22 protein-coding genes and 1 tRNA gene are annotated in these 23,403 nt (G+C 65.5%); 11 read left to right on the forward strand and 12 right to left on the reverse strand.

Features of this window, described 5'->3' with window-relative positions; translation table 11 throughout:
• Positions 1-61 precede the first annotated feature (61 nt).
• The gene (gene ubiA / locus LRA87_RS08920) at positions 62-988 is read right to left on the reverse strand and encodes a 4-hydroxybenzoate octaprenyltransferase (RefSeq protein ID WP_230631005.1); all 927 of its coding nucleotides are present in this window, start codon (positions 986-988) and stop codon (positions 62-64) included.
• 90 nt (positions 989-1,078) lie between these two features.
• On the opposite strand from ubiA, the gene LRA87_RS08925 reads away from it, so the two are divergent.
• From LRA87_RS08925 to LRA87_RS08935, 3 genes are read left to right on the forward strand one after another with little or no spacing between them, the layout of a single operon-like run.
• Positions 1,079-1,267, forward strand: coding sequence for a hypothetical protein (locus tag LRA87_RS08925; RefSeq protein WP_230631006.1), 189 nt, complete (start codon positions 1,079-1,081; stop codon positions 1,265-1,267).
• Positions 1,264-2,004 (forward strand): 16S rRNA (uracil(1498)-N(3))-methyltransferase, encoded by a 741-nt coding sequence (locus tag LRA87_RS08930; RefSeq protein WP_230631007.1) that lies wholly within the window; start codon positions 1,264-1,266, stop codon positions 2,002-2,004. Before LRA87_RS08925 ends, LRA87_RS08930 begins: the two co-directional genes overlap by 4 nt.
• Positions 2,005-2,050: 46 nt before the next feature.
• Positions 2,051-3,424, forward strand: a complete 1,374-nt coding sequence (locus tag LRA87_RS08935; protein WP_230631008.1) for a glutamate--cysteine ligase — start codon at positions 2,051-2,053, stop codon at positions 3,422-3,424.
• A 45-nt stretch (positions 3,425-3,469) separates the two neighbouring features.
• Here LRA87_RS08935 and LRA87_RS08940 read toward each other — a convergent pair whose 3' ends face one another.
• Positions 3,470-4,243 carry a polyphosphate kinase 2 family protein gene (locus tag LRA87_RS08940; protein ID WP_230631009.1) on the reverse strand — a complete coding sequence of 258 codons (774 nt, stop codon included), beginning with the start codon at positions 4,241-4,243 and terminating at the stop codon, positions 3,470-3,472.
• 10 nt (positions 4,244-4,253) lie between these two features.
• A complete protein-coding gene (locus LRA87_RS08945; RefSeq protein WP_230631010.1) occupies positions 4,254-5,645 on the reverse strand; it encodes an APC family permease in 1,392 nt (463 codons plus the stop codon).
• A gap of 134 nt (positions 5,646-5,779) precedes the next feature.
• Between LRA87_RS08945 and LRA87_RS08950 the strand changes: the two genes are divergently transcribed.
• Positions 5,780-6,844 carry a DUF5694 domain-containing protein gene (locus LRA87_RS08950; protein WP_230631011.1) on the forward strand — a complete coding sequence of 355 codons (1,065 nt, stop codon included), beginning with the start codon at positions 5,780-5,782 and terminating at the stop codon, positions 6,842-6,844.
• Positions 6,845-6,886: 42 nt separating this feature from the next.
• On the opposite strand, the gene aspS is transcribed toward LRA87_RS08950, so the two are convergent.
• Positions 6,887-8,689 carry an aspartate--tRNA ligase gene (gene aspS / locus LRA87_RS08955; RefSeq protein ID WP_230631012.1) on the reverse strand — a complete coding sequence of 601 codons (1,803 nt, stop codon included), beginning with the start codon at positions 8,687-8,689 and terminating at the stop codon, positions 6,887-6,889.
• 173 nt (positions 8,690-8,862) lie between these two features.
• Between aspS and rnd the strand changes: the two genes are divergently transcribed.
• Both rnd and LRA87_RS08965 read left to right on the forward strand, forming a co-directional pair.
• Positions 8,863-10,038 (forward strand): ribonuclease D, encoded by a 1,176-nt coding sequence (rnd, locus tag LRA87_RS08960; protein WP_230631013.1) that lies wholly within the window; start codon positions 8,863-8,865, stop codon positions 10,036-10,038.
• The gene (locus LRA87_RS08965) at positions 10,035-10,322 is read left to right on the forward strand and encodes an I78 family peptidase inhibitor (protein ID WP_230631014.1); all 288 of its coding nucleotides are present in this window, start codon (positions 10,035-10,037) and stop codon (positions 10,320-10,322) included. The genes rnd and LRA87_RS08965 overlap by 4 nt, the downstream gene beginning before the upstream one ends.
• A 337-nt stretch (positions 10,323-10,659) precedes the next feature.
• Here LRA87_RS08965 and LRA87_RS08970 read toward each other — a convergent pair whose 3' ends face one another.
• The 4 genes from LRA87_RS08970 to LRA87_RS08985 form a co-directional block, all read right to left on the reverse strand.
• Positions 10,660-12,126 (reverse strand): Ppx/GppA phosphatase family protein, encoded by a 1,467-nt coding sequence (locus LRA87_RS08970; protein WP_230631015.1) that lies wholly within the window; start codon positions 12,124-12,126, stop codon positions 10,660-10,662.
• Positions 12,127-12,315: 189 nt separating this feature from the next.
• Positions 12,316-14,481 (reverse strand): RNA degradosome polyphosphate kinase, encoded by a 2,166-nt coding sequence (locus tag LRA87_RS08975; RefSeq protein WP_230631016.1) that lies wholly within the window; start codon positions 14,479-14,481, stop codon positions 12,316-12,318.
• Between the two features lie 2 nt (positions 14,482-14,483).
• The gene (locus LRA87_RS08980) at positions 14,484-15,116 is read right to left on the reverse strand and encodes an HdaA/DnaA family protein (RefSeq protein WP_230631017.1); all 633 of its coding nucleotides are present in this window, start codon (positions 15,114-15,116) and stop codon (positions 14,484-14,486) included.
• 5 nt (positions 15,117-15,121) lie between these two features.
• Positions 15,122-16,375, reverse strand: coding sequence for a heavy-metal-associated domain-containing protein (locus tag LRA87_RS08985; protein ID WP_230631018.1), 1,254 nt, complete (start codon positions 16,373-16,375; stop codon positions 15,122-15,124).
• A gap of 209 nt (positions 16,376-16,584) precedes the next feature.
• Between LRA87_RS08985 and purM the strand changes: the two genes are divergently transcribed.
• The 4 genes from purM to LRA87_RS09005 are packed head-to-tail and all read left to right on the forward strand — an operon-like array spanning position 16,585 to position 19,225.
• Positions 16,585-17,706: a phosphoribosylformylglycinamidine cyclo-ligase gene (gene purM / locus LRA87_RS08990; RefSeq protein WP_230631019.1), complete on the forward strand. Its 1,122-nt coding sequence runs from the start codon at positions 16,585-16,587 to the stop codon at positions 17,704-17,706.
• Positions 17,707-17,754: 48 nt separating this feature from the next.
• On the forward strand, positions 17,755-18,258 hold the full coding sequence (gene purN / locus LRA87_RS08995) for a phosphoribosylglycinamide formyltransferase (RefSeq protein WP_230631217.1): 504 nt from the start codon (positions 17,755-17,757) through the stop codon (positions 18,256-18,258).
• On the forward strand, positions 18,255-18,635 hold the full coding sequence (locus LRA87_RS09000) for an MmcQ/YjbR family DNA-binding protein (RefSeq protein WP_230631020.1): 381 nt from the start codon (positions 18,255-18,257) through the stop codon (positions 18,633-18,635). The genes purN and LRA87_RS09000 overlap by 4 nt, the downstream gene beginning before the upstream one ends.
• Positions 18,632-19,225, forward strand: a complete 594-nt coding sequence (locus LRA87_RS09005) for a hypothetical protein (protein ID WP_230631021.1) — start codon at positions 18,632-18,634, stop codon at positions 19,223-19,225. Before LRA87_RS09000 ends, LRA87_RS09005 begins: the two co-directional genes overlap by 4 nt.
• On the opposite strand, the gene LRA87_RS09010 is transcribed toward LRA87_RS09005, so the two are convergent.
• Positions 19,222-20,496 carry a methyltransferase family protein gene (locus LRA87_RS09010; protein WP_230631022.1) on the reverse strand — a complete coding sequence of 425 codons (1,275 nt, stop codon included), beginning with the start codon at positions 20,494-20,496 and terminating at the stop codon, positions 19,222-19,224. The genes LRA87_RS09005 and LRA87_RS09010 overlap by 4 nt on opposite strands.
• Before the next feature lie 113 nt (positions 20,497-20,609).
• Here LRA87_RS09010 and LRA87_RS09015 point away from each other — a divergent pair.
• Positions 20,610-20,683, forward strand: a tRNA-Gly gene (locus tag LRA87_RS09015).
• Positions 20,684-20,705: 22 nt separating this feature from the next.
• On the opposite strand, the gene LRA87_RS09020 is transcribed toward LRA87_RS09015, so the two are convergent.
• The 3 genes from LRA87_RS09020 to LRA87_RS09030 all read right to left on the reverse strand — a co-directional run bounded on the left by LRA87_RS09020 (position 20,706) and on the right by LRA87_RS09030 (position 23,394).
• Positions 20,706-21,491: an SDR family NAD(P)-dependent oxidoreductase gene (locus tag LRA87_RS09020; RefSeq protein ID WP_230631023.1), complete on the reverse strand. Its 786-nt coding sequence runs from the start codon at positions 21,489-21,491 to the stop codon at positions 20,706-20,708.
• Between the two features lie 146 nt (positions 21,492-21,637).
• Positions 21,638-22,822, reverse strand: coding sequence for a zinc-dependent alcohol dehydrogenase (locus tag LRA87_RS09025; protein ID WP_230631024.1), 1,185 nt, complete (start codon positions 22,820-22,822; stop codon positions 21,638-21,640).
• A complete protein-coding gene (locus LRA87_RS09030; RefSeq protein ID WP_230631025.1) occupies positions 22,819-23,394 on the reverse strand; it encodes an SRPBCC family protein in 576 nt (191 codons plus the stop codon). The genes LRA87_RS09025 and LRA87_RS09030 overlap by 4 nt, the downstream gene beginning before the upstream one ends.
• Positions 23,395-23,403: the final 9 nt, after the last annotated feature.

Genomic DNA, 23,403 nt, shown 5'->3' on the forward strand with positions numbered 1-23,403 from the left:
GTCTTGCGAACGCCGTCCGGACCCATCCGGAGGGCGGCGCCTGCGTCCACCACGGCGATCCTCACCCTGCCGACAAACCCACGACGGCGCAGGCAAGGAACATCAGCAGGCCGGCGAAGCGGTTGCTGCGGAAGCGCGCGAGGGCGTTGTCGCCATCATTGGGTATCAGCGTCGCGACTTGCCAGATCAGCTGGGCACCGACCGGCAGCAGGGCCAGTACAGCCAGCGCGTCAGGCCGGACCTGCCAGATGGCGACGCCCCAGAATGCGATCGCAATCGCATAAAACGCGGCAGTGCCGCCTTTGACGTGCGAGCCCATCCGTAATGCGGAGGAGCGCACGCCGATCATGGCGTCGTCCTCGCGATCTTGCAGCGCGTAGATGGTGTCATATCCGATCACCCATGCCACGCAGCCGGCGTACAGCAGCCACATCGGCAGGGAGAGATCGCCTGCGACCTCGCTCCACCCGACCAGCGCCGCCCAGGAGAAGACGAGGCCCAGCCACGCCTGCGGCCACCAGGTGATCCGCTTCATGAAGGGATAGGCAGCGACGGGGGCAAGGCTCGCGACCGCGACAATCGCGGCAATGGCCCGCAGTTGCAGCAGCACGACCAAGCCGGCGAGGCAGAGCAGGAGCAGCCAGACCCAAGCGAGTTTGACGGATATCAGGCCGCTTGGGATTGGCCGCGCACGCGTGCGGGCGACCTGCCCGTCCAGATCGCGATCGACGATGTCGTTGTAGACGCAGCCAGCCCCGCGCATCGCGATGCTGCCGATGAGAATCCAGCAGATCAACGGCCAGTGCGAGACCGCACCACCAGCAAGGGCCACCGCCCAGGCGCCTGGCCAGAACAGCAGCCACCAACCGATCGGACGATCGAGCCGGGCGAGCAACGCGAGGCCGCGCGGTAGTGGCGGCAGACGCCCGACGAGGCCACGATGTTCGCTGTCGGGGACAATCTGGTCGGAACGGGGTTCGGCTAGCATCGTCCGTCTTTGGCGTGTTCGTGGCCATGACGGCAAGGAGGATCGGAAATTGCCTCGCTATCGCCGCGATGTTGCGGCAATCGGATGACGATGATCGGATTATCGGTGGCCGTCGGGCGTTTCGTGGAGGCGCTATTCTGGGCGATCTTGCGCGTGGCGGGGGTCGTTACATTCGCCGTGGTCGGGGTCGCGATGGCGGCGTTGCTGGTGTGGATCATCGCACGGAAGCTATGGGTGCGGCAACGCGATCGGCAGGCGAAGCGCGGAGAGCGCCCATGACCGCAACCCCTGCATGGCCGCCGCAGTCGACCCCGCGCCTGTTCGTCGATCAGCGGCTGGAGGCCGGGCCTCTGCGCATCGAAGGGCCCGCCGCGCATTACCTGGTGTCCGTAATGCGCATGGCGCCGGGCGATCCGGTGAGGCTGTTTGACGACCAGACGGGCGAATGGCTGGCCATTGCGGCTCAGGTCGGCAAGCGCGATCTTAACGTCGACGTGTCGACATGTTTGCGCGCGCGGGAGCCGGTTCCCGACCTATGGCTATGTTCAGCGCCGCTGAAGAAGGGCCGGGTCGACTGGTTGGCCGAGAAGGCGTGCGAGCTGGGCGTCGATCGGCTGGTGCCGGTGCTGACGCAACGGACAATAGTGGATCGGCCCAAGCTCGATCGGTTGCGCAGCCATATGATCGAAGCGGCGGAACAGTGCGCACGTACGGCGTTGCCAGCGCTGGCCGAGCCGGTGAAGCTGGCGGCATTGCTGAGAGATTGGCCGGCCGGGCGGACGCTATTCTTCGCCGACGAAACGGGCGGAGTGCCTGCGCTAAAGGCGATGCGTTCGCGCCCCGGCCCCGCAGCGATCCTGATCGGACCGGAGGGTGGCTTCACATCGGACGAGCGCGAGGCGATTCGCGCGCATCCTCAGGCGGTTGGCGTAGGTCTGGGACCCCGCATCCTGCGCGCCGACACGGCGGCGGCGGCGGCAGTGTCGCTGTGGATGGCGGCGGCGGGCGACTGGTAGGAAGTCTGGCTGGCGTACCCGTTCATCCGCGCGTAAGGGCGCGAACATGACGACCAAGACCGAGACCGTGAAGAACTCGCCGATCATCGAGTCGCGCGAGCAACTCATCGCCAGCTTCGCGCGGGGCGAAAAGCCGCGCGACCGCTGGCGGATCGGAACGGAGCACGAGAAATTCGTCTATCGCACCCGCGATCACGCCGCACCGACCTGGGACGAGGCCGGCGGCATCCGCGACCTTCTCATCGAGCTTCAGCAATATGGCTGGCAAGCCGTTGAGGAAGGAGGAAACCTGATCGCGCTGACCGGCGCGGACGGCAGCGTCAGCCTGGAACCGGCGGGACAGTTCGAACTGTCCGGCGCGCCGCTGGAGAATTTACACCAGACCTGTGCCGAAACAGGCCGGCATCTGGAACAGGTGAAGGCGGCGGGAGAGAAGCTGGGTATCGGTTTCCTCGGCCTCGGCATGTGGCCCGACAAGCGGCGCGACGAGTTGCCGATCATGCCCAAGGGCCGATACGCGATCATGCTGCGGCACATGCCGCGCGTCGGCAGTATGGGCCTCGACATGATGCTGCGGACGTGCACGATCCAGGTCAATCTGGATTATGCGTCGGAAGCAGATATGGCGAAGAAGTTTCGCGTCGGGCTGGCGCTGCAGCCGATGGCGACCGCGCTGTTCGCCAATTCGCCCTTTACGGAGGGCAAGCCGAACGGCTTCCTGTCGTATCGCAGCCATATCTGGTCGGATACAGATCCGGCGCGGACAGGCATGCTGCCGTTCGTTTTCGAGGATGGCTTCGGGTACGAACGCTACGCCGACTACATGCTCGATGTGCCGATGTACTTCGTCTACCGCGATGGGCGCTACATCGATGCGGCCGGGCTCTCGTTCCGCGATTTCCTGCGTGGCGAATTGAGCGTGCTGCCGGGCGAGAAGCCGACGCTGGACGACTGGAACGACCATCTGTCGACCGCCTTTCCGGAAGTGCGTCTGAAGACGTTCCTCGAGATGCGGGGCGCGGATGGTGGGCCGTGGAACAAGATTTGCGCGCTGCCGGCGTTCTGGGTCGGATTGCTGTACGACGACGACGCGCTGAATGCCGCGTGGGATCTGGTGAAGGACTGGAGTATCGAGGATCGCCAGACGTTGCGCGACGCAGTGCCGCGATTGGCGCTGGATGCGCCGTTACCGGGTGGCGGGCGGCTCGGCGATATCGCAGGCCAGGTGCTCGATATCGCGCACGCCGGACTGGCGGCGCGGGCGCGAGGCAATTTCGCCGGCGACAACGAGACGGGCTTCCTCGATCCGCTGCGGGAAGTCGTGCGGTCCGGCAAGGTGCCGGCGCAGGTGTTGCTCGATCGGTACAACGGCGACTGGGCGAGTGACCTCAGCCGGGTGTATGACGAGGCGAGTTTCTGACCTTTCCTCGGCATCCTCCGCGGGTTCCCGTGTGACGGGGAGTTCCTAGCCGAGCCCCAACGCCGCCCTCGCTACCCGCTCCAGTTCCGGGTCCAGCGGTGGCGGTGTCATGTCGACATTCGCTTCCAGCTGGTCGGCCACGGCGGTCAAAGCGTGGATACGGGCGGACTTCTTGTCATTGCCGTTGATCACGACCCATGGCGCGCCGCCGGTGTCGGTGCGCGCGAACATGTCGTGCATCGCCGTCAGATAATCTTCGCGCCGAGACCGGTTACGGTAATCGTCCAGGCCCGTTTTCCAGCGCTTCCAGGGATCGGTCAGGCGATCCTTCAGCCGCTTGTCCTGTTCGGCTTGCGAGACGTGGACGAACAGCTTGACCAGGGTGGTGCCATCCTCGACCAATTCTGCCTCGAACGTGTTGATCGCGTCATACGCGGCGCGCCATTCCTCCTCGGACGCATAGCCCTCCACCCGCTCGACTAGGACGCGACCATACCAGCTCCGGTCGTATATCGTGACGTCGCCGGCTTCGGGCAGGCGCGTGCGGAAGCGCCAGAGGAATTCATGCGCCTTCTCCTCCGCGGTCGGTGCAGAGATCGGATAGACCTCGAAATGGCGCGGATCCCATTGCGCGGTCAGCCGCTGGATGATGCCGCCCTTCCCTGCGGCGTCCCATCCCTCCAGCATCACGACGGCGCGGCGACCATGGATGATGTAGGCGACGAGGATGCGCTCCAGCCGATCCTGCAGCGCGGCAAGGTCGCGCTTGTAATGGCCTTTGTACGCCTTCGTCTTCTCGTAATCGGCAAGCTCGATCATCCGCGTCATCCTATCCTGCATCAGGCACATGAACGCTCCACGTGCCCCGACGGCGCAGGACTAACCAGTAATAACCCGCGGAGACGACGATCTGGACACCGGTCATGATGAGGCCCGGACGCCCCTCCTCCAGATCGAGCCAGCTCGTCCAGACGACGTAGCCCAACGCGATCAGGGTGATGACCGGGGCCAACGGGTAGAACGGCATGCGATAACGGGCATGATCGGTTGCGCCGCTGCGCCGACCCACCATCGCCGCGATCGCGATGCCGGCATAGATCGCGACGAGGCCGGTGCCGCTCAGCACCAGCAACAATGTCAGCGGCAGGAAGCAGCACGCCACTCCCACCCCTCCGACGATCAGCGTGCCGATCCACGGCGAGCCGAAGCGGGGATGGATCTGCGTCATCCAGCGGTCCAGCGGTCGGCCCCAGCTGCCGTCGCGGGCGGTGCCGTAGAAGAAGCGCGAACAGGCGAGGATACAGGCGATGATGGCGTTGACGATGGCAACTACGACACCGATCGCGATCGCATTGGCAAGCCAACCGTCGCCACGCATCCGGGCGATGAGGCCGAACGGATCGTCGGCGGTCAGCAGCGCATGCAGATCAGGCGCACCCATTAGCACCGCGACCGTCGGCACGATCTCGAACAACAGGGTCAGGACGAGGCTGGCGAGGATCGCGCGCGCGATGAGGCGGGACGGTTCGCGCATCTCTTCGCCGAAATAGACCGCGGCGCCATAGCCGTTGAGCGCGAAGATAGCGATCGAGGTGGCAAGGCCGATCGCGGCGGGTGACGAGGGCACCAATGCGGCGGCCTGCGGCATGACCGGGGCGGACAGGAATTCACCGAACGGGCGGACGATATCCGACCAGCCGAGCACGATCACGGCGAGCAGCGCCAACACTTCCCCTAAAAGAAAAAGCCCCGTGACCCAGGCATTGATGCGGATCTGAAGCAATGCGACGAGGGTCGACGCGGCGACCACCGCTACCGCGACAGGAATTTCCGGCAATCCGGGGTAAACGGTCGACAGCACCGCACTGATGCCAAGACCGGCAACGGGCGGGAAGAACAGGTTGTTGAAGACGTTGACCCCCAGCATCACGAACCCGGCGAGCGGCCCCAGCGTCTTGGCGACCGCGACATATTCGCCGCCTGCGACGGGCCATGCACTCGACAGTTCGGCATAGACGAAGGCGGTGGCGACGCAGACGATCCCGGCAAGGATCATCGCCCAGATCGCGCCGGTGCCGGCGACCTGCAACATGCCGGGGATGATGACGAATACGGACGACGCAGGCGTTGCCACCGACAGGGTAAGAAACAGCACGCCCATCACGCCAAGGCTGCGGACGAGCGGCGTCGGCGGTGCCGGTAATAGCTGATCGTCCAACATGTCGCCTGCCCCCTAGCGCGACAGGCGTGTTGGCATGGTTAACGACGAACTGCCAGTCTCGCCGTCGCTGGACAACGCTTTAGCGTTACGTGATCAACGGCGTCGATCGCGAGGGCGATCGGGGGAACTTTGTGATGATGAGGCAAGCCACGCTTCTGGCAGCGACGGTGATCGGCCTGCTGGCAGGACAGACGGCTGCCGCGCAGACGCCGTCTTTCGATCCACGCTCATGGAAGCGCGATGTCGCGGGACCGAAGACACAGGTACTGGTGCTCGGGTCGTCGCACCTCAGCAATCTGAAGGGGTTTAAGCCGGCGTGGATGACCTCCACGCTCGACAAGCTGGCAGCCTACAAGGCGACCGTGGTCACGATCGAGGCGCTGTCGGGCGAACAATGCGACGTGCTGCGCCGCTATGCGACCATATATCTCGGGATGGCGGACCAATATTGCGTCTCCGTCGAGGCGGCGCACAAGGCGACGGGACTGGATCAGGCGACCGCGGTTGCGCAGATGGAGGCAATGCTGGCGACGTGGCCGGCTAATCCGCGGCCCGGGGCGCGGCGGCGGTTGGCGAGTATCATGCTTGCTGCCGGTGAACCCGCATCGGCACTGGTCCAGTGGCTGCGTCTGCCGGAGGCGGAGCGGCGCGAGGGTGACGGGCTGGACGAGGTGCTGGTGAAACGCCTGCGCGATGTCGATGAACTGGCGAACGAGAATTATCAAGTCGGCGCGCGGCTTGCGGCGCGATGCGGTCTGGAGCGCGTCCATGCGGTGGACGATCACACCGCGGACGCGGTTCATAGCGAGGAACCGGGTTTCGGCGTCGCGATCAAGCGCATCTGGTCGGGCCCGAACAAGGCCGTCGCGACGGCGCAGGCCCAGCCATTCGACAATGCCGCGGATATGCTCGCGACTTACCGCATGTCGAACAGCGTCCGCTTCCAGCGCGATTCGATCGAGAGCGATTTCGGCGTATCGATCAAGGACAAGACGCCGGAATATTGGGGCCGCCGCTACGTCGGCTGGTGGGAGGTGCGCAACCTGCGCATGGTCGCCAACATCCGCGCCGCCTTCGCGACCCAGCCCGGCGCGCGGGTGCTGTCGGTCTCCGGATCGTCGCACAAGGCGTATTTCGATGCCTATCTCGACATGATGCACGAAGTGCAACTGGTCGACGCGGAGGCGATCCTTCGCTGATCCGACCGCGGCACCGGGAACACCGGTGCCGCGGTCGATGCGTCAGCCCGCCTTCGGCGCCTCGATCTGCGGCGCGACCCGCAGGTTCAGCTCCTTCAACTGCTTGGGCGTTGCGAAGTTCGGGGCGCCCATCATCAGGTCCTCCGCCTTCTGCGTCATCGGGAAGACGATGACCTCGCGAATGTTGGGCTCGTCGGCCAGCAGCATCACGATGCGGTCGATCCCCGGTGCCGAGCCACCATGTGGCGGCGCGCCGAACTTGAACGCGTTGATCATGCCCGCAAAATTCGTGTCGACATCGGCCTCGGTATAACCGGCGATCTCGAACGCCTTGTACATGATCTCCGGCCGGTGGTTCCGGATCGCACCCGACGACAGCTCCACGCCGTTGCAGACGATGTCATATTGATAGGCGAGGATGTCGAGCGGGTCCTTGGTCTCCAGCGCCTCCATCTCGCCCTGCGGCATCGAGAACGGGTTGTGGCTGAAGTCGACCTTCTTGTTGTCCTCGTCATACTCGAACATCGGGAAATCGACGATCCAGCAGAATTCGAACCGGTTCTGGTCGATCAGCCCGAGCGTCTCGCCGACCCGCGTGCGCGCGAGACCCGCCAGCTTCGCCGCCTGCGATTCCTTGCCCGCCGCGAAGAACAAACCGTCGTCCGGCCCCAGGCCGAGCGCGTCAGCCATCGCCGTCATCTTGTCCTCGCCATGGTTCTTGGCGATCGGACCGCCCCATTCGCCGCCCTTGCGCGTCGCATAGCCGAGGCCCGCGAACCCTTCCGACTGTGCCCAGCCGTTCATGTCGTCGAAGAACTTGCGGCTCTTGTCGGCGGTGCCCGGCGCAGGGATCGCACGCACCACATCGCCCGCCTCGACGATCGATGCGAAGCGGCCGAAGCCCGAACCGACGAAATGCTCGGACACATCGGTAATCAGGATCGGGTTGCGCAGATCGGGCTTGTCGTTGCCATATTTCAGCATCGATTCGCGGTACGGAATGCGCTTGAACGGCAGCGGCGACACGACGCGCCCCTTGCCCTGCCAGTCGGCGAATTCCTCGAACACGCCATGCAGCACCGGCTCGATCGCCTGGAACACGTCTTCCTGCGTGACGTAGCTCATCTCGAAATCGAGCTGGTAGAATTCGCCCGGCGACCGATCCGCGCGCGCATCCTCGTCGCGGAAGCACGGCGCGATCTGGAAATAGCGATCGAAGCCGGCGACCATCAGCAGCTGCTTGAACATCTGCGGCGCCTGCGGCAGCGCGTAGAACTTGCCCGGATGGACCCGCGACGGCACCAGATAGTCGCGCGCGCCCTCGGGCGACGACGCGGTCAGGATCGGCGTCTGGAATTCGGTGAAGCCCTGCCCGATCATCCGCTGGCGGATCGACGAAATCACCTTCGACCGCAGCATGATGTTCTGGTGCAGCCGCTCGCGACGCAGGTCGAGGAAGCGGTAGCGCAGGCGGATATCCTCGGGATATTCCTGATCGCCCGCGACCGGCATCGGCAGCTCCTGCGCATGGCTCTGCACGTTGGCGGCCTGCGCAAAAATCTCGATCGCACCGGTGGCGAGGTTCGGGTTCACCGTCGCCTCCGACCGCGCCTTCACCACGCCATCAATCGTCACCACCGATTCGACGCGCAGCGACTCCAGCGTCGACAACGCCGGCGAATCGCTATCCGCGACGATCTGGGTGATACCGTAATGGTCGCGCAGATCGACGAACAGCACGCCGCCGTGATCGCGCTTGCGATGCACCCAGCCCGACAGGCGAACGGTATCGCCGACGTTGCTCGCGGTGAGCGCGGCGCAGGTGTGGGTACGATAGGCGTGCATGGGCATTCTCTAAAGGCGTCGTCCCAGCGAAGGCTGGGACCTCTGCCCGCAAGCGCACGCCTACGGAAGGAGACCCCAGCCTGAGCTGGGGTGACGGGTGGTTGGTTGGTCTGCGCCCTCCCCCGTCCATCCCCTCTTTGTCAACCCGCGCGCGTATGGCTATGAACGCCGGCATGCATATCCACCCGTTGATTACAGACAGCGCGACCCTCGCCAATCTCTGTGCCCGCCTCGCCGATGCCGACTTCATCACCGTCGATACCGAATTCATGCGCGAGAGCACCTATTACCCCGAACTCTGCCTCATCCAGATCGCCGACGTGAACGAAGCGGCGGCGATCGACCCGATGGCGCCCGGCCTCGACATGACGCCGCTGCTCAACCTGCTGACCGACAACGAGGACGTGCTGAAGGTCGTCCACGCCGGCGGGCAGGACATCGAGATCATTTACAATCTCACCGGCAAGACCCCCCACCCGCTGTTCGACACGCAGGTCGCGGCGATGGCACTCGGCCAAGGCGAACAGATCGGCTATTCCAATCTCGTCGATAGCTGGCTCGGCATCGTCGTCGACAAGGGCGCGCGCTTCACCGACTGGGCGCGCCGGCCGCTGGATGCGCGCCAGATCGAATATGCCATCGGCGACGTCACGCATCTCGCCAGGATTTTCCCGATGATGCTGGAGCGACTGCGCAAGACCGGGCGCGGCGTGTGGCTGGATCAGGAAATGGAGCGGCTCGCCGACCCGGCGAATTACGCCAACGATCCCGATCAGGCGTGGAAACGCGTCCGAATCTCCGGTCGCAAGCCCGACGTGCTCGGCCGCCTGAAGGCGCTAGCCCGCTGGCGCGAGCTGGAGGCGCAGTCGAAGGACCTGCCGCGCGGACGCATCGTCAAGGACGAGACTTTGGGCGACATGGCCGGACATCCGCCGCGCAAGCAGGCCGACCTCGCCAAGGTGCGCGGCCTCTCGGCGACCTGGGCGAACAACGACATCGGCGGTCGCCTGATGCAGGCGCTGGAAGATGCGCCGCCGCTGTCGGCCGACGAACTACCACCGCGTGACGACCGCAAGCCCGGTCTCGGCAAGGACGGCGCGCTGGTCGCCGACCTCCTCAAGCTCCTCCTCAAGATCCGCTCGCGCGACATCGACGTGGCGTCGAAGCTGCTCGCGCGTTCGGACGAACTGGAGGCGCTGGCCGCCGGCGCGCGCACCGGTCTGCCGATGCTGGAGGGCTGGCGGTTCGACCAGTTCGGCCGCGATGCGCTCGATCTGGTCGAGGGTCGACTCGGCTTTGCGGTCAAGGGCGGCAAGCTGAAGATGACGCGAACGGAGGATGCGGCATGACGCGGACGATGGCTTTGCTGCTGCCGGTGCTGGCGGCAGGATGCGCGACGATGCAGCCCCCGCCGCCCCCGCGCGGTCCTTGCGTTGTCGACGAAACGGTCAGGATGCGCTTCGCCGGTATGAAGTTCCGCGAACGGATGCGCCCGGAGATCGAACGCGCGACCAATTCGGCGACCTCGCGCGTGCTGCGCCCCGACGATGCGGCAACGATGGATTTCCGCCCCGACCGGCTCAACATCCTGCTCGACGACGGCAGACAGATCGACGGCCTGCGCTGCGGGTAAGCTCGAAGGTTGATTCACGCGAAGACGCGAAGGCGCGACGTAAAAGACTTGGTCGTTGCCGCGCCAGCGGCTCGCCAAACTACAGAAGGCTGCGCTGTGCCGCACACGCTTCGCGTCTTGGCGTCTTGGCGTCTTCGCGTGAAATAAACATAAAACGCGTGGCATAGAAGAAGGTTGGTTGGCGCGGAGGCGCGGAGAAGAAGAGCGGCACTCGGCCGCGCGCAGCGCCTCAACACGATCGTCGTATCAACTGGCGAGAGATGCGTAACAGCCGCTTACGCGGCATCATGCCCCACTTCTTCTCCGCGCCTCCGCGCCTCCGCGCGAACAAACCTTCTCAAGAACCCGCCACCACCGCAGCCTTACGCTTCAAAGCGCCCGCCAAGGCAGCATGTCGGCGCTCCACCGTCTCGGCATAAAGCGGCCGATCCTGAGCCGACAAAGCCAAAGCGACCTGCCCCGGACGCAACGCCAGCGACGCCCGCTGCAATGGCCCCGCAAGCCCCCCGCTGAAGCGCTGGCCCAACCTTATCGCCAGCCCCCAACGGATCGCCAACGCGATCTGCCCCGCATTGGCGAGCCCCGTCAGCATCGGGTGCGGCACCGTAGTACCGCCCAGGCTGGTGTGCAGCGCCTGCGCCAGCATCGCCCGTTCCGCGATGTCGATCGCGACCCAATTGCCATGCAGCGCCACCTCGAAACCACGCTCGTCGCGGAATTCGGGGTTGGCCCGCCAGCCCGTATCGGCGAGCAGGCAGGCGGCATGGCGGATCCGCACGAGGTGCGGGTCGTCATCCGCGAACAACGGCGCGATCCACGCGGCGAGCAGGTCGCCATGCTCCGGAAAGCGGCCGAGCAGCCGCCCTTCCTCACGCGTCGCGACGATCAACGGGTCCAGCGCGCGCGTCGGCTTATCCAGCGCCGCATAAAGCAGCCCCTCGCGCAGCCCCGAACTGGACGCGATCGCGCTGGCCGAGCCGAGTTCGCGCATCACCACGCCCAGCAGCGCGGTCGCATCCCCCAACTGCCCCGCCCGCGCCGACGACATGCCCGGCACCGCCCGCAACCGCTGCTTCGACAGATGCGCGATGCTGCGCCCCAGCCGGCCGACGGTTTCCGGCGCCAGCGCATAGCCATGGATGATCGGCAGCGGATAATGCGTCAGGCTCATGTCGAGCCGGGCGAGCGCGCGCCACGACCCGCCGACCATATACAGCGGCAGGCCCCTGCCCCGCCCAGCCCAGCCGGCCTCGCGGATCAGGCGGGTGACGTGGCGGTCGAACCCCGGCCCACGCCCCTGCCGCAACGCCGCGATGCGCAGCACGCCGAGTGGGAACGACACCCGATCGGTCACCGTCCCCGCCACCACGCGCACCAATTCAAGGCTGCCACCGCCGAGATCGCCGACGACGCCATCCGCATCGGGAATGCCCGACAGCACGCCGAGGCCGGACGCGGTCGCCTCTTGCTCGCCGGACAACAGCTCGACCGTCAAGCCGAGATCGCTCGCCGCCTCGATCAGCCGATGACCGTTGCTCGCATCGCGCACGGCGGCGGTCGCGACGGTGCGAACCTCCGCCTCCATCTCGCGCGCGACCGCGGCAAAGCGCCGTAATGCCCCGATCGCCAGCGCCATGCTGTCCGAATCGATCGCCCCCGTCGCGGCCAGACTGCGACCGAGGCCCGCCATCACCTTCTCGTTGAACAGCGTCGCCGGGACACGCGGATGCCCCTGATACACGACCAGCCGGACGGAGTTGGAGCCGATATCGACGATGCCCGTGCGTGGGTAGGATGGGGTCAATTCACGCTCCCCGTCACCCCGGACCAGTTCCGGGGTCCACCGGTCCACAAAGGAAGGGCCTGAGCCTCTGGCTCTCCGCCGCGCCGCCCATTGGTCCCCGGAACACGTCCGGGGTGACGGAGGATCTGAGGCACGGGAAAAACCATCATCAGCAGGCTTGTGGCCGGTCCAGCCCCCATCAACAACCCGCTATCGCCGCCGTCGCAGGGCCAGCGTCGGCACCGCATCACTCTCGGCAAGCGCCGCCCCCCGCCCGGACAGCGACGGGTTGGTCATGAAGTACCGGTGCAGGTTGAACGGCTTGTCCCCCGGCACTTCCCGCACGTAACGCCCGTCCGGCTCCAGCTCCCAGCTCTGTTCGCTGTCGATCAGATTGGCGACCATCACCTGGTCGAGCACCTGATCGTGCACCGTCGGGTTCTCGATCGGCAGCATATATTCCACTCGCCGATCGAAATTGCGCGGCATCCAGTCCGCCGACGAGATGAACACCCGCGCATCGTCGTTGGGCAAGGCCGCGCCGTTGCCGAAGCAGAAGATGCGGCTATGCTCCAGAAAGCGCCCGATGATCGACTTCACCCGGATATTCGCCGACATACCCGCGACGCCAGGCCGCAGGCAGCAGATGCCGCGGATGATCAGCTCGATCTGCACCCCCGCCCCGCTCGCCTCGTACAATTTGTCGATGATCGCGGGATCGACGAGGCTGTTCATCTTCGCCCAGACGGCGCCCGCCTTGCCGGCGCGGGCATTGGCGATCTCGACATCGATCAGGTCGAGCAATTTCTGGCGCAGATCGCGCGGGGAGAGGCTCAGCTTGGTGATGTCGGTCGGCTCGACGTAGCCGGTGACGTAGTTGAACATCTGCGCCGCATCGCGGCCCATGCGCGGGTCGGCGGTGAAGAACGACAGATCGGTGTAGATGCGCGCCGTCACCGGATGGTAATTGCCGGTGCCAAAGTGGCAATAGGTGCGGAACTGCCCGCCTTCGCGACGGACCACCATCGATACCTTGGCGTGGGTCTTCCATTCGAGGAAGCCGTAGACGACCTGAACGCCGGCGCGCTCCAGCGCGCTCGCCCAGAGGATGTTCTGCTCCTCGTCGAAGCGCGCGCGCAATTCGACCACCGCGGTCACCGACTTGCCCGCCTCGGCCGCCGCGATCAGCGCATTGATGACCGCGGGCTGCTTGCCCGCGCGATACAGCGTCTGCTTGATCGCGATGACGTCGGGATCAAGTGCCGCCTGCTTCAGGAAGGCGAGAACGACGTCAAACGTCTCATACGGATGGTGGACGACGATGTCCTTCGACCGGATCGCCGCAAAGCAATCCCCGCCGAACTCGCGGATACGCTCGGGGAAGCGCGGCACGAACGGCAGGAACTTGAGGTCCGGCCGGTCCTCGTCGATCACCGCATCCAGATCGCCGATGCTCAGCAGATTGCCGCTCTCGGTGATCGTCGCATCCGCGCCGCCCAGCTCGTCGCGCAGCACCTGCGCCAGCGCATCGGGCATGCCGGTCTCGAGTTCGAGCCGGATAACGCGACCGCGACGGCGACGCTTGATCGCGTTGGCGAAGTAGCGGACGAGGTCCTCCGCTTCCTCGTCGATCTCGATGTCGCTGTCGCGCAGAACGCGGAAGGCGGCGGCGCCGACGAGCGTGTAGCCGGGGAACAACACCGGGGCGAAACGCTTCAGCAGCGCCTCGATCGAAACGTAGCGCGCCGGCTCGCCAGGCAGGCGCACGAAGCGCGGCGCACTCGCCGGGATCATCACCAGTTCGCGCACCGGTTCGCCGTCCGAATCGCGGACGACATCGAACATTACCGACAGCCCCTTGTTGGGAATGAACGGGAACGGATGCGCCGGATCGAGCGCCTGCGGGGTGAGAATCGGGAATATCTGTTCGCGGAAGTGCGTCTCCAGCCACTCCGCGGCCTCGGCATCCACCTCGTCGCGGCGCAGGACGTGCAAGCCGGCTTCGTCGAGCAACGTACGCAGGTCGCCCCACACCGCCTGTTGGCTGGCCATCAGTGCATCAGCCTCGGTCGTGATCGCCGCAAGCTGCTGCCCCGGCGTCAAACCGTCCGACGAACGCCGGTCGACGTCCTTCATCTGCTGGCCCTTTAGACCCGCGACGCGGACCATGAAGAATTCGTCGAGGTTGTTGCCGGAGATCGACAGGAACCGCAGCCGCTCCAGCAACGGATGCGCCGGATTGCACGCCTCTTCCAGCACCCGCCGGTTGAACGCCAGCCACGACAGTTCGCGATTGAAATAGCGATCGTTGACCTCTGGAACGAAGGGATCGTCGTCCGCCGCGGACAGATGCGAAAGGTGAGCTGGGCGTGTCATGTTTACGTCATAGGCAGCAACGGTTGCGGTTGCGTGACGATCCCCGCGGCGGTCAAAACAGTTCGCGCCAGCGGAATGGACAGGCGCTTGTGGCTCTCCAGCACCTCCTGATCCAGCGCATCGACGACACGTTGCACGACGATATGACTGCGCTCGATCCGCGTACTGAGCCACGTCACCAGATCGGGGCGCGCATCAAGGCCGCGGCGCTGGAAGAGATGTTCGAGCAGCGCCGCGATCAGTTCGTCATCGGGCGCGCCGATCGCCGCATGAGGACTGGCCGCCAGACGGGATTTAAGGTCGGGCAACCGCACCCCCCAAGACGGCGGCAACGCATCGGCGACGATGACGAGCGGGCGCCGATCGGCCTGCGCCTGATTCCAGGCATGGAATATCTGCGTTTCGGGCACATTCTCAGCATCATCGATAATGCTGCCTTGGCTCTTGGCGGCGAAGATGCGTGCGAGCAGGCTGCGACCCGACTTCCGCGGGCCGGTGAGTACGGCGGCCATCACGGGCCAGGTCGCCCAATGTTCTAAAGTCTGCGCCGCGCGCAGGTTGGAATTGGTGATGAGGAAGGCGTCGTCCTTTGGGTCCGCCGGCCATCCCAGAGGAAGCGCGAGCTGGTTGGTCATCGACGTTAGCCTACGGGTCTGTCGTCTGTCGGCAGGTTTGGTGGCAGCAATTGCGGTGCCCGGCGGATGCGGAGCGTCTGGCCCGAGCCGGTGACCTGATAGCCGCGCACCTCCAGCGCCGCCCGCAGCGAATCGGGGTCGCCATCGAATGTCACCCGCATCAGAGACAGCCCGCCGAGTGCGAGGCTGGTGGTGGTAGCAGAGCGGACGCCGGCGATACCGCGAACCAGTCCTTCGGTGTTGGCGACGGCGCTGGCGCCCGGCGTATCGAACTGGATAGTCACTGCGATACCGGCACTGGCTGGCGCGGTGTCGCCGACGATCTCCGCCAGCGTCTCCCCACCGCTCTCGTCATCGACGGCGGCAGGATCGACGACCGGTTCGGGTTCCGGCGGCGGCGACAATGTCGGGTCGAAGCCCAGTGCGCCGCTGCGAAGCGCCTGTTGATAAAGCGCATCCATCCGCGTGACGCCGGTGTCGAGCAACTGCGGCAAACCCGCCGCGCTGCCGACCCGCAGCGTGAAACTGCCCACCAGTGTGTTGTCGGGGCCATGTCGCGCCTGGAACACGCCGATGATCGGGCCGCCGGGATAGCTGCGATACAGCCGAACCACCGGGATCAGAATATCCGATGCACCATATTGGTCGATGATCGTCCGCCACCAACCGCGGCCGGGCCGCGCGATCTGACCTGCGTTGAGTAGCAGAGAATCGGCGCCAGTGCCGGACGGGCGAACGTAATCGACCGTACTGTTACCGGTTCGGAAGCGTGCCCACGCCTCCTGCCAGTCATTGCGCTGTTCGAAGACGGTTTCGACACCCGCCGACACCTGCAGCGGCACGACGAGCATCGGGCGAGAACGATCGGAATAGGCGCTGATGCCCAGCACCGACGCCGCCCGACCGCGATCGAACAACACGCCAAGCTTAGCGATATAGCGCGTCGGCCCGATCTGTTCGTTCTCGACGACGATACCCGACACCAACTGATCGAGCGTACCGTCCGACACAAGCCCACCGCCGCCGCCGAGCCGTCGCGACAGCTGAACCCAGGCCTTGCGCTGCGCCAGCCGCCAGCCGCCCAGTCGTGCGGCCTCCGCCGTCTTTGCGGCGACATCGACGCTGACTCCACTCACCTCGAAATCACCCGAACTGTCGATCGGCGCGACCCCGCGGCCGCCCTCGATCTGCGCATACGCGCCCGCGCCGAGAAGCAATGCGGCACCGGCCAGCGAGGAAAACAGGGTACGGTTGCGCATGTCGCCCGCCTTTTGGCGAAGCCGACACGGAAAACCAAGCGGGATGTGCGGCAGGGAGGATGCGCCCCGGCGAAATCATCGACACCGGTCGGGCGTGCTTGAGGTGGGATATAGGTTGTCTGCCACGGCTATTCCCTCCCCATATCCGCGCGCGCCGTGCGCGGTTCGGCATTGCCAGTGTCGCTACAGAACCCTAGCAGGCTGGTCGGATGAGCAATCCGCCCTCCCCCCCGACAGCCTCTGGCGACCAGTCCTACACCTATGCCGATGCCGGCGTGTCGATCGCCGCCGGAAACGCGCTGGTCCGTGCGATCGGGCCTCTGGCGAAGGCGACCCGTCGGCCGGGAGCGGATGCGGAACTGGGCGGCTTCGGCGGCATGTTCGACCTGAAGGCAGCGGGTTTCTCCGATCCGCTGCTGGTCGCCGCGAACGATGGTGTCGGCACCAAGCTGAAGTTGGCGATCGAGTGGGATCGGCATGAAGGCGTTGGCGTCGATCTCGTCGCCATGTGCGTCAACGACCTGATCGTGCAGGGCGCCGAGCCGCTGTTCTTCCTCGATTATTATGCCACCGCCAAGCTCGACAACGCCATCGCCGAGCGTGTCGTGGCATCGATCGCAGAGGGCTGCCGTCAGGCCGGCTGCGCGCTGATCGGCGGCGAAACCGCAGAAATGCCCGGCATGTATGCAGACGGCGACTACGATCTCGCGGGCTTTTGCGTCGGCGCGGTCGAGCGCGACCGGGTGCTGACCGGGCGGGAGATCGGCGCGGGCGACGTCATCCTCGGGCTGGCATCCTCCGGTGTGCATTCGAACGGTTTTTCGCTGGTCCGCCGCCTCGCCGCGGATCGCGGGTGGAAGCTCGACCGGCCAGCATTGTTCGATTCGGACCGGCTGCTGATCGACATCCTCATGGCGCCGACGCGGATCTACGTCGCAAGCCTGCTGCCACTCCTGCGCGAGGGCGCGATCAAGGGGCTGGCGCATATCACCGGCGGCGGATTGCTGGAAAATATCCCCCGCGTGCTGCCGGCCGAGGCGCATGCGGTGGTCGACGCCGACGCGTGGGAGCAGCCGCGGCTGATGGCATTCCTGCAGGCGCAGGGTGCGATCGAGCCGAAAGAAATGGCGCGCACCTTCAACTGCGGGATCGGCATGGCGGTCGTCGTCGCGGCGGATCGCGCGGACGCCGTCGTCACGGCGCTGCGCGCAGCAGGGGAGACGGTGCACGCGATCGGCCGGATCGAGCCGGGACCCCGCGGCTGCACCGTTCGCGGATCGACCGAGACGTGGAGCGCCCGCAAGGACTGGACCGCGACGCATGCGGGCTGAGCCGGCGTGAAGACCGTAGGCATCCTGATCTCGGGCCGCGGATCGAACATGATGGCGCTGGTCGAGGCAGGCATCCCGGTCAGCCTCGTCGCCTCCGACAAGCCGGACGCACCGGGCCTGGCTTGGGCCCGGGAGCGCGGCATCGCAGCGTTCGGGCTGTCGCCCAAGGATATTGGCAAGGCCGCCTATGAGGCGCAGATCGACGCCGCCCTGCGAGAGGCAGGATGCGAGGTGATCGCGCTGGCGGGCTATATGCGGTTGCTGTCGGACGATTTCGTCGCGCGGTGGCGCGGCCGGATCGTCAACATTCACCCGTCACTGCTGCCGAAATACAAGGGCCTCGATACGCATGCGCGGGCCATCGCCGCGGGTGATACCGTCGCAGGATGCTCCGTGCATATCGTCACGGAGGAGCTGGACGGCGGCGCCCTGCTGGGACAAGCCCAAGTGCCGGTGCTCGCCGACGATGGACCCGATACGCTGGCATCGCGCGTTCTCGCCGCCGAGCACCGCCTCTATCCACAGGTGCTGAAGGAGTTCGCCAGCCGATGACCCTCGATTCTCCTGCCGTGTCTCCCGCCCTCACCCGCATCCGTGAGATAGCACTGCTGCTGCCGGAGGTGGAGGAGCGACCTAGTCACGGCCAGCCAACGTTCTTCGTTGAGGACAGGCAGTTCGCACAGGTTCGCGAAAATCATCACGGGGACGGGCTGAACGTCGTCTGCGTGCGCACCAGCGGCACCGACGAACAGGCGATGTTGATCGATTCCGCTCCGGAGATCTATTCTAAGCCGGCCTATCTCGGCCCGTCAGGCTGGGTCGGCGTGGCGCTGGACGGTGATCCCGACTGGGCGTTGATCGAGGATCGCATCTCGCGAAGCTGGGAACTCGCCGCGCCGCGCAGCCTGCTCGAGGCGGGCGGACGATGACCGAGACGAAGGATCAGGCGCATACCCGCCGCCGCTGGGTCACGCTGGCGGAAGTGGTGGCCGTCGCCGGCGTCGTCATCGCCGCGCTGACTCTCTACAGCAACTGGCAGGAGCGTCGGGACGCGGCTGCAGACAAGGCGGTGGAACAGGCCAGCGCATCCCGCGACAAGACGCGTTTCGTATTGCGCGGCGCAGTGGCCGAGGACAAACGATCGATCATGCTGGTGCGCGACGAGGCGCATCCGCTCGGCGACATCCGCGTCACCTTCCCGGCCGCGCTCGGCGTGTCACCGCAGGATTCGGTGACGCAGACGATCGAGGCGGGATGGTTCGACGCCGCGTTGCGCAAGGCCACCGACGGCGGCCCGGACGATCGGACCGGGCGGTTGCCTGTTTTGGTGCGCTATACTTATTTTACCGACGACCGGCCGACGACGCGTCAGGCGATATACGACGTCGTCTGGAAGACCGAGGGGCAGATGTTGCGCGGCCGCAAGGTCGAATTGCTCGACTTTCGTTTGCGGGAAAGCGGCGGCGATCAACGGCGGGTCGATGCCCTGTGGACGAGGGCGCTGCCAAAGGCGCCCTAACGAGCGACCATCCAACGGAAGAAGCGCGGCACCGCACCGCGCCGCGTCATCCACTCGCTGTATTCACGGTAGACGGGATCCAGTCCCAGATGCCGTTCTTCGGTGCGAGCGCGCCAGTAATAGATGCCGCTGACCACACCCATCAGCGCGGTCGCGCGCACCGCATCAATCACGCTGCCGGTCGTCAGGATCGGCAGCGTCGACAACCACCAGAACAGGTTTTTCGACAGATAGGCCGGGTGCCGCGAGAACGCGTAGGGGCCGTGCGTCAGGATACCGCGATGCGTCAGGTTGGAGAATCGCAGCCCGAACGCCACCGTTGCCCATGCGTAGATCGCGGTCAGAACGACCAGCACCGCGCCCCAGGCACTCATCAGCATCGGATGTCCCGCGAACCAGTCGGTCCATTCCTGCGTCCCGGGATGATAGTCGAGCGGCCCGCCCGCCTCCATCAGGATGAACGGCGGATAGCACATCAGCGCCGCGGTCCACGCCGCCGCGAACGGATTGGCACTGCGAATATGCGAATCGAGCGGACGCAGCGTCAGGATGTAACCGACCGTGGCGAAGCCCACGTCGATGACGAACATCAGTGCGATCAGCCATTGCGCCAGCGCCACCGGATCACGCAGTCCGGACAGGTCGGTGCGGATGAAGCCACCGAAGTTGCCCGGCACCACCGCCAGCATGAATGCGAGGAAGAACGCCTTTACCGCCCAGCTGCGCAGATGACCGTGGATCGCCTGGCGATCGACACCGCGTTGCCCGGTCAGCCATGCGCCGAGATGCCACGCGCCGTCGTGCGGCTCCACCAGATGACGATCGAGCCACAGCACATACGGCACCGCGACCAGTGCGACGATCGGCACCGCCCAGCTGAAGCACCACATGGCGAAGGCGAAATTGCCCTCCCAATAGAAGCGGCCGACGCCATAGATGATCGCGATACCGCCCCAGGTGACGTACAGGCCGGCGAGCTTGGTCAGGCTGATGTCGCGGGTTTCGGCGAACGTGCGCTTCACGCTCCAGTCGATACCGGTCGTCGGGCTACGATGAACCTTGTCGACCAGCAGCGACCAGCCGACCATCGGCAGCCCGCTGGCGAGCAGCCCGACCAGCGCCGCATAGGGGCCGTCCATGCCGATCGCCAGACAGGCGACCAGCCACAGGGTCAGACCTGCCATACCGGCGATACCCACGCCGTGACTTACCGCAGAAGAGGGGCGCGGGTCTGCCGCGGAATGCGCGGCCAGCGTGGCATCGTGATACATGCGCGCTCGTCTAGCGCAGGAACGGTAAGCAAGTCGTGAACCATGTGCCGCAAGCCGATCAGACGCTTGCACCGGCATGCGGAGGATTGTAATGGCGCTGACGCACGGCGTGCGCGGGTATAGCACAATGGTAGTGCAGCAGCCTTCCAAGCTGAATACACGGGTTCGATTCCCGTTACCCGCTCCAGCCGCCGCACCTCCTTTCTTCGTCAGTCCTTCGCCGTCCCCGGCTCCGCCATATTGCGATGCTGCTCCGCGAGAATGGCGTTCGGCGTGACGTTGGCGACCGCCGACTGAATTTTGTTCTTCCAGCCCGACACGATCGCCGCCTTGCCCGCCATCAGGGCGTCCCAGCCGTCCTTCGCTACGTCGGCGGGATCCGACTTCTTGGGATCGGTGCCGACATCGGTGTCGAGCATGTCACCCCGCGCAAAGAATTCGGTGTCGACCGGCCCGGGCATCAGGTTGGTCAGCGTGACGCCATCCGCGTCCTTGATCTCGTTCTGGATCGCAGCGACGAAGCTGTCCACGAACGCCTTGGTGCCGTTGTAGACCGCCTGAAATGCGCCGGGAATGTAGCCGGCGATCGATCCGGTCACCAACACCTTGCCGTCGTTGCGGGCGACCATCGGCTTCAGCACCTGCTGGAGCAGATAGACCGTGCCGGTGATGTTGGTGTCGACCACCATGCGCCAGTCGGATACCGACTGGTCGAGAAACGCCCGGCCGAGACCATGGCCGGCGTTGGCGCAGACCAGATCGATCTGCCGTCCGCCGGCCGCAGCCAGCAACGTATCGACGCCCTCGGTCGTCGAGAGATCCGCCTCGACCGCCGTTACGGACGTGCCGAATTGTTCGAAATCGGTCGCTGCCGAATGGATCAGCGCCTCGTTGGCGACGACGACGATGTCGTAGCCGTCCTTCGCGGCGAGCGTCGCGAGTTCGAAGCCGATGCCGGTCGATGCCCCGGTAATGATGGCAAGTTTGTTGGCCATGATGTGATCCTTTAGATGGGATTCGTCCCCCTCCCGTCATGCCGGCGAACGCCGAGATCCGTGGAGGGGGTGAAGCCGATGAAGTGCGCAAACGCCGGTGAAGCGCTCCATGGGTCCCGGCGTTCGCCGGATGACGGTGGGTCGGGTCAGCTCATCGCCATTCCCGGCTTCAGGACGATCTTGGTCACCTCGTTCTGGTGATCCTTGAACATCTTGTAGCCCTTGGGCGCGTCCATCAGCGGCATGCGGTGCGAAATGAGGAACTCGGTATCGATCTTCCCTTCCATGATCGCGTTGAGCAGCCCCGGCATGTAATGCTGGACGTGGGTCTGGCCGGTCTTGAGCGTCAGCCCCTTTTCCATGAACGCGCCCAGCGGGAACTTGTCGACGAATCCGCCGTACACCGCCGGCATCGATACCCGTCCGCCCTTGCGGCAGGCGATGATCGCCTGGCGGATCGAGTGGGGCCGATCGGTGCCGAGGAAGGTCGACGCCTTGATCTGATCGATGACGTTGTCGACGAACAGGCCGTGTGCCTCCAGCCCGACCGCGTCGATCACCGCATCGGGGCCGATCCCGCCGGTCATCTCCATCAGCGCTTCGTAGGTCGCGCTATCCTCGAAGTTTATCGTCTCGGCGCCGAAGCGCTTCGCGAGTTCGAGACGGTGCGGGAAATGATCGATCGCGATGACGCGTTCTGCGCCCATCAGGAACGCCGACTGCACCGCGAACAGACCGACGGGGCCGCAGCCCCAGACCGCAACGGTATCGCCCGGCTCGATCTGCGCATATTCCGCCGCCTGCCAGCCCGTCGGCAGGATGTCGGACAGGAACAGCACCTTGTCATCGTCAACGCCGTCCGGAATGACGATCGGGCCGACGTCGCTGAACGGCACGCGGACATATTCCGCCTGTCCGCCCGCGTAGCCGCCCGTCATGTGGCTGTAGCCGAACAGCCCCGACATTTCGGTACCGTACAGGGTTTGGGCGATGTCCTGATTGTCGGCCGGCAGACCGTTGGGGCAAGCCGAATACTGGTGCTTGCCGCAATGATAGCAGCTGCCACAGGCGATCGTGAACGGGACGACCACGCGCTGGCCCTTCTTCAGGGTCGATTTTGCGCCGACCTCTACCACCTCACCCATGAATTCATGGCCAAGGATGTCGCCGGACTGCATCGTCGGGATATAGCCGTCGTAGAGATGCAGGTCGGAGCCGCAGATCGCGGTCGAGGTGACCTTGATGATGCAGTCGCGGGGATTGACGATCTCCGGGTCGTCGACCGTGTCCATGCGGACGTCGTGCTTTCCGTGCCAGGCGAGTGCTTTCACAGCCCCATCTCCTCATATTGCTTGGGGTTCATCGCCGGTGTCGCGATCTCGCCGGTTTCCATCAGCTGCTTGAACCGGCGCAGGTCGCGACGCGCCTGGATCGCCGGTTCGCGCTGGAACATTTTCGCGATCACCTTGCCGATAACGCCGCCGGGCGGGTCATAGGCGATCGTCACGGTCACCACCGTGCCACGCTCGCCGGCATCACGGAATTCGATGCGACCGGAATTGGCAACGTCGGCGCCGGGTTCGGACGTCCATGCGATGAAGCGATCCGGTTCCTCCTGCGTCACCCGCGCGTCCCATTCGACGGTGGCACCGGCCGGTGCCTTGACCGTCCAGTGCGACACCTTGTCGTCCGTCACCTCGATCGAAACGACGTTCTCCATGAAGTGCGGCAGGTTCGTGAAATCGCGGAAATAGGCGTAGAGCTCGCTCGCTGGCCGGTTGATCGTCACCGATCGCCCGACGACGGAGGAGCCTTGCCCCTCAATCAGCGATTCGGTGACGGTATCGGCAGCGTCGCGGCGTTTGGACGTCGCGGCAGGCGCATCGTCATGTGCGTCGGTCATCCTGATCTC

It is taken from the genome of Sphingomonas sp. Leaf37 (genome assembly GCF_920939475.1).
Lineage (GTDB): Bacteria > Pseudomonadota > Alphaproteobacteria > Sphingomonadales > Sphingomonadaceae > Sphingomonas.

Bases quoted from the DNA above. Each gene is read 5' to 3' on its own strand.
- LRA87_RS08980 (WP_230631017.1), bottom strand. From the start codon at position 15,116: ATGACCAACCAGCTCGCGCTTCCTCTGGGATGGCCGGCGGACCCAAAG.
- LRA87_RS08945 (WP_230631010.1), bottom strand. From the start codon at position 5,645: ATGTTGGACGATCAGCTATTACCGGCACCGCCGACGCCGCTCGTCCGC.
- rnd (WP_230631013.1), top strand. From the start codon at position 8,863: ATGCATATCCACCCGTTGATTACAGACAGCGCGACCCTCGCCAATCTC.
- LRA87_RS08940 (WP_230631009.1), bottom strand. From the start codon at position 4,243: ATGATCGAGCTTGCCGATTACGAGAAGACGAAGGCGTACAAAGGCCAT.
- ubiA (WP_230631005.1), bottom strand. From the start codon at position 988: ATGCTAGCCGAACCCCGTTCCGACCAGATTGTCCCCGACAGCGAACAT.
- LRA87_RS08935 (WP_230631008.1), top strand. From the start codon at position 2,051: ATGACGACCAAGACCGAGACCGTGAAGAACTCGCCGATCATCGAGTCG.
- LRA87_RS08950 (WP_230631011.1), top strand. From the start codon at position 5,780: ATGATGAGGCAAGCCACGCTTCTGGCAGCGACGGTGATCGGCCTGCTG.
- aspS (WP_230631012.1), bottom strand. From the start codon at position 8,689: ATGCACGCCTATCGTACCCACACCTGCGCCGCGCTCACCGCGAGCAAC.
- LRA87_RS08985 (WP_230631018.1), bottom strand. From the start codon at position 16,375: ATGCGCAACCGTACCCTGTTTTCCTCGCTGGCCGGTGCCGCATTGCTT.
- purM (WP_230631019.1), top strand. From the start codon at position 16,585: ATGAGCAATCCGCCCTCCCCCCCGACAGCCTCTGGCGACCAGTCCTAC.
- LRA87_RS08930 (WP_230631007.1), top strand. From the start codon at position 1,264: ATGACCGCAACCCCTGCATGGCCGCCGCAGTCGACCCCGCGCCTGTTC.
- LRA87_RS08975 (WP_230631016.1), bottom strand. From the start codon at position 14,481: ATGACACGCCCAGCTCACCTTTCGCATCTGTCCGCGGCGGACGACGAT.
- LRA87_RS09030 (WP_230631025.1), bottom strand. From the start codon at position 23,394: ATGACCGACGCACATGACGATGCGCCTGCCGCGACGTCCAAACGCCGC.
- LRA87_RS09020 (WP_230631023.1), bottom strand. From the start codon at position 21,491: ATGGCCAACAAACTTGCCATCATTACCGGGGCATCGACCGGCATCGGC.
- LRA87_RS08925 (WP_230631006.1), top strand. From the start codon at position 1,079: ATGATCGGATTATCGGTGGCCGTCGGGCGTTTCGTGGAGGCGCTATTC.
- LRA87_RS09010 (WP_230631022.1), bottom strand. From the start codon at position 20,496: ATGTATCACGATGCCACGCTGGCCGCGCATTCCGCGGCAGACCCGCGC.
- LRA87_RS08965 (WP_230631014.1), top strand. From the start codon at position 10,035: ATGACGCGGACGATGGCTTTGCTGCTGCCGGTGCTGGCGGCAGGATGC.
- LRA87_RS09005 (WP_230631021.1), top strand. From the start codon at position 18,632: ATGACCGAGACGAAGGATCAGGCGCATACCCGCCGCCGCTGGGTCACG.
- purN (WP_230631217.1), top strand. From the start codon at position 17,755: ATGATGGCGCTGGTCGAGGCAGGCATCCCGGTCAGCCTCGTCGCCTCC.
- LRA87_RS09000 (WP_230631020.1), top strand. From the start codon at position 18,255: ATGACCCTCGATTCTCCTGCCGTGTCTCCCGCCCTCACCCGCATCCGT.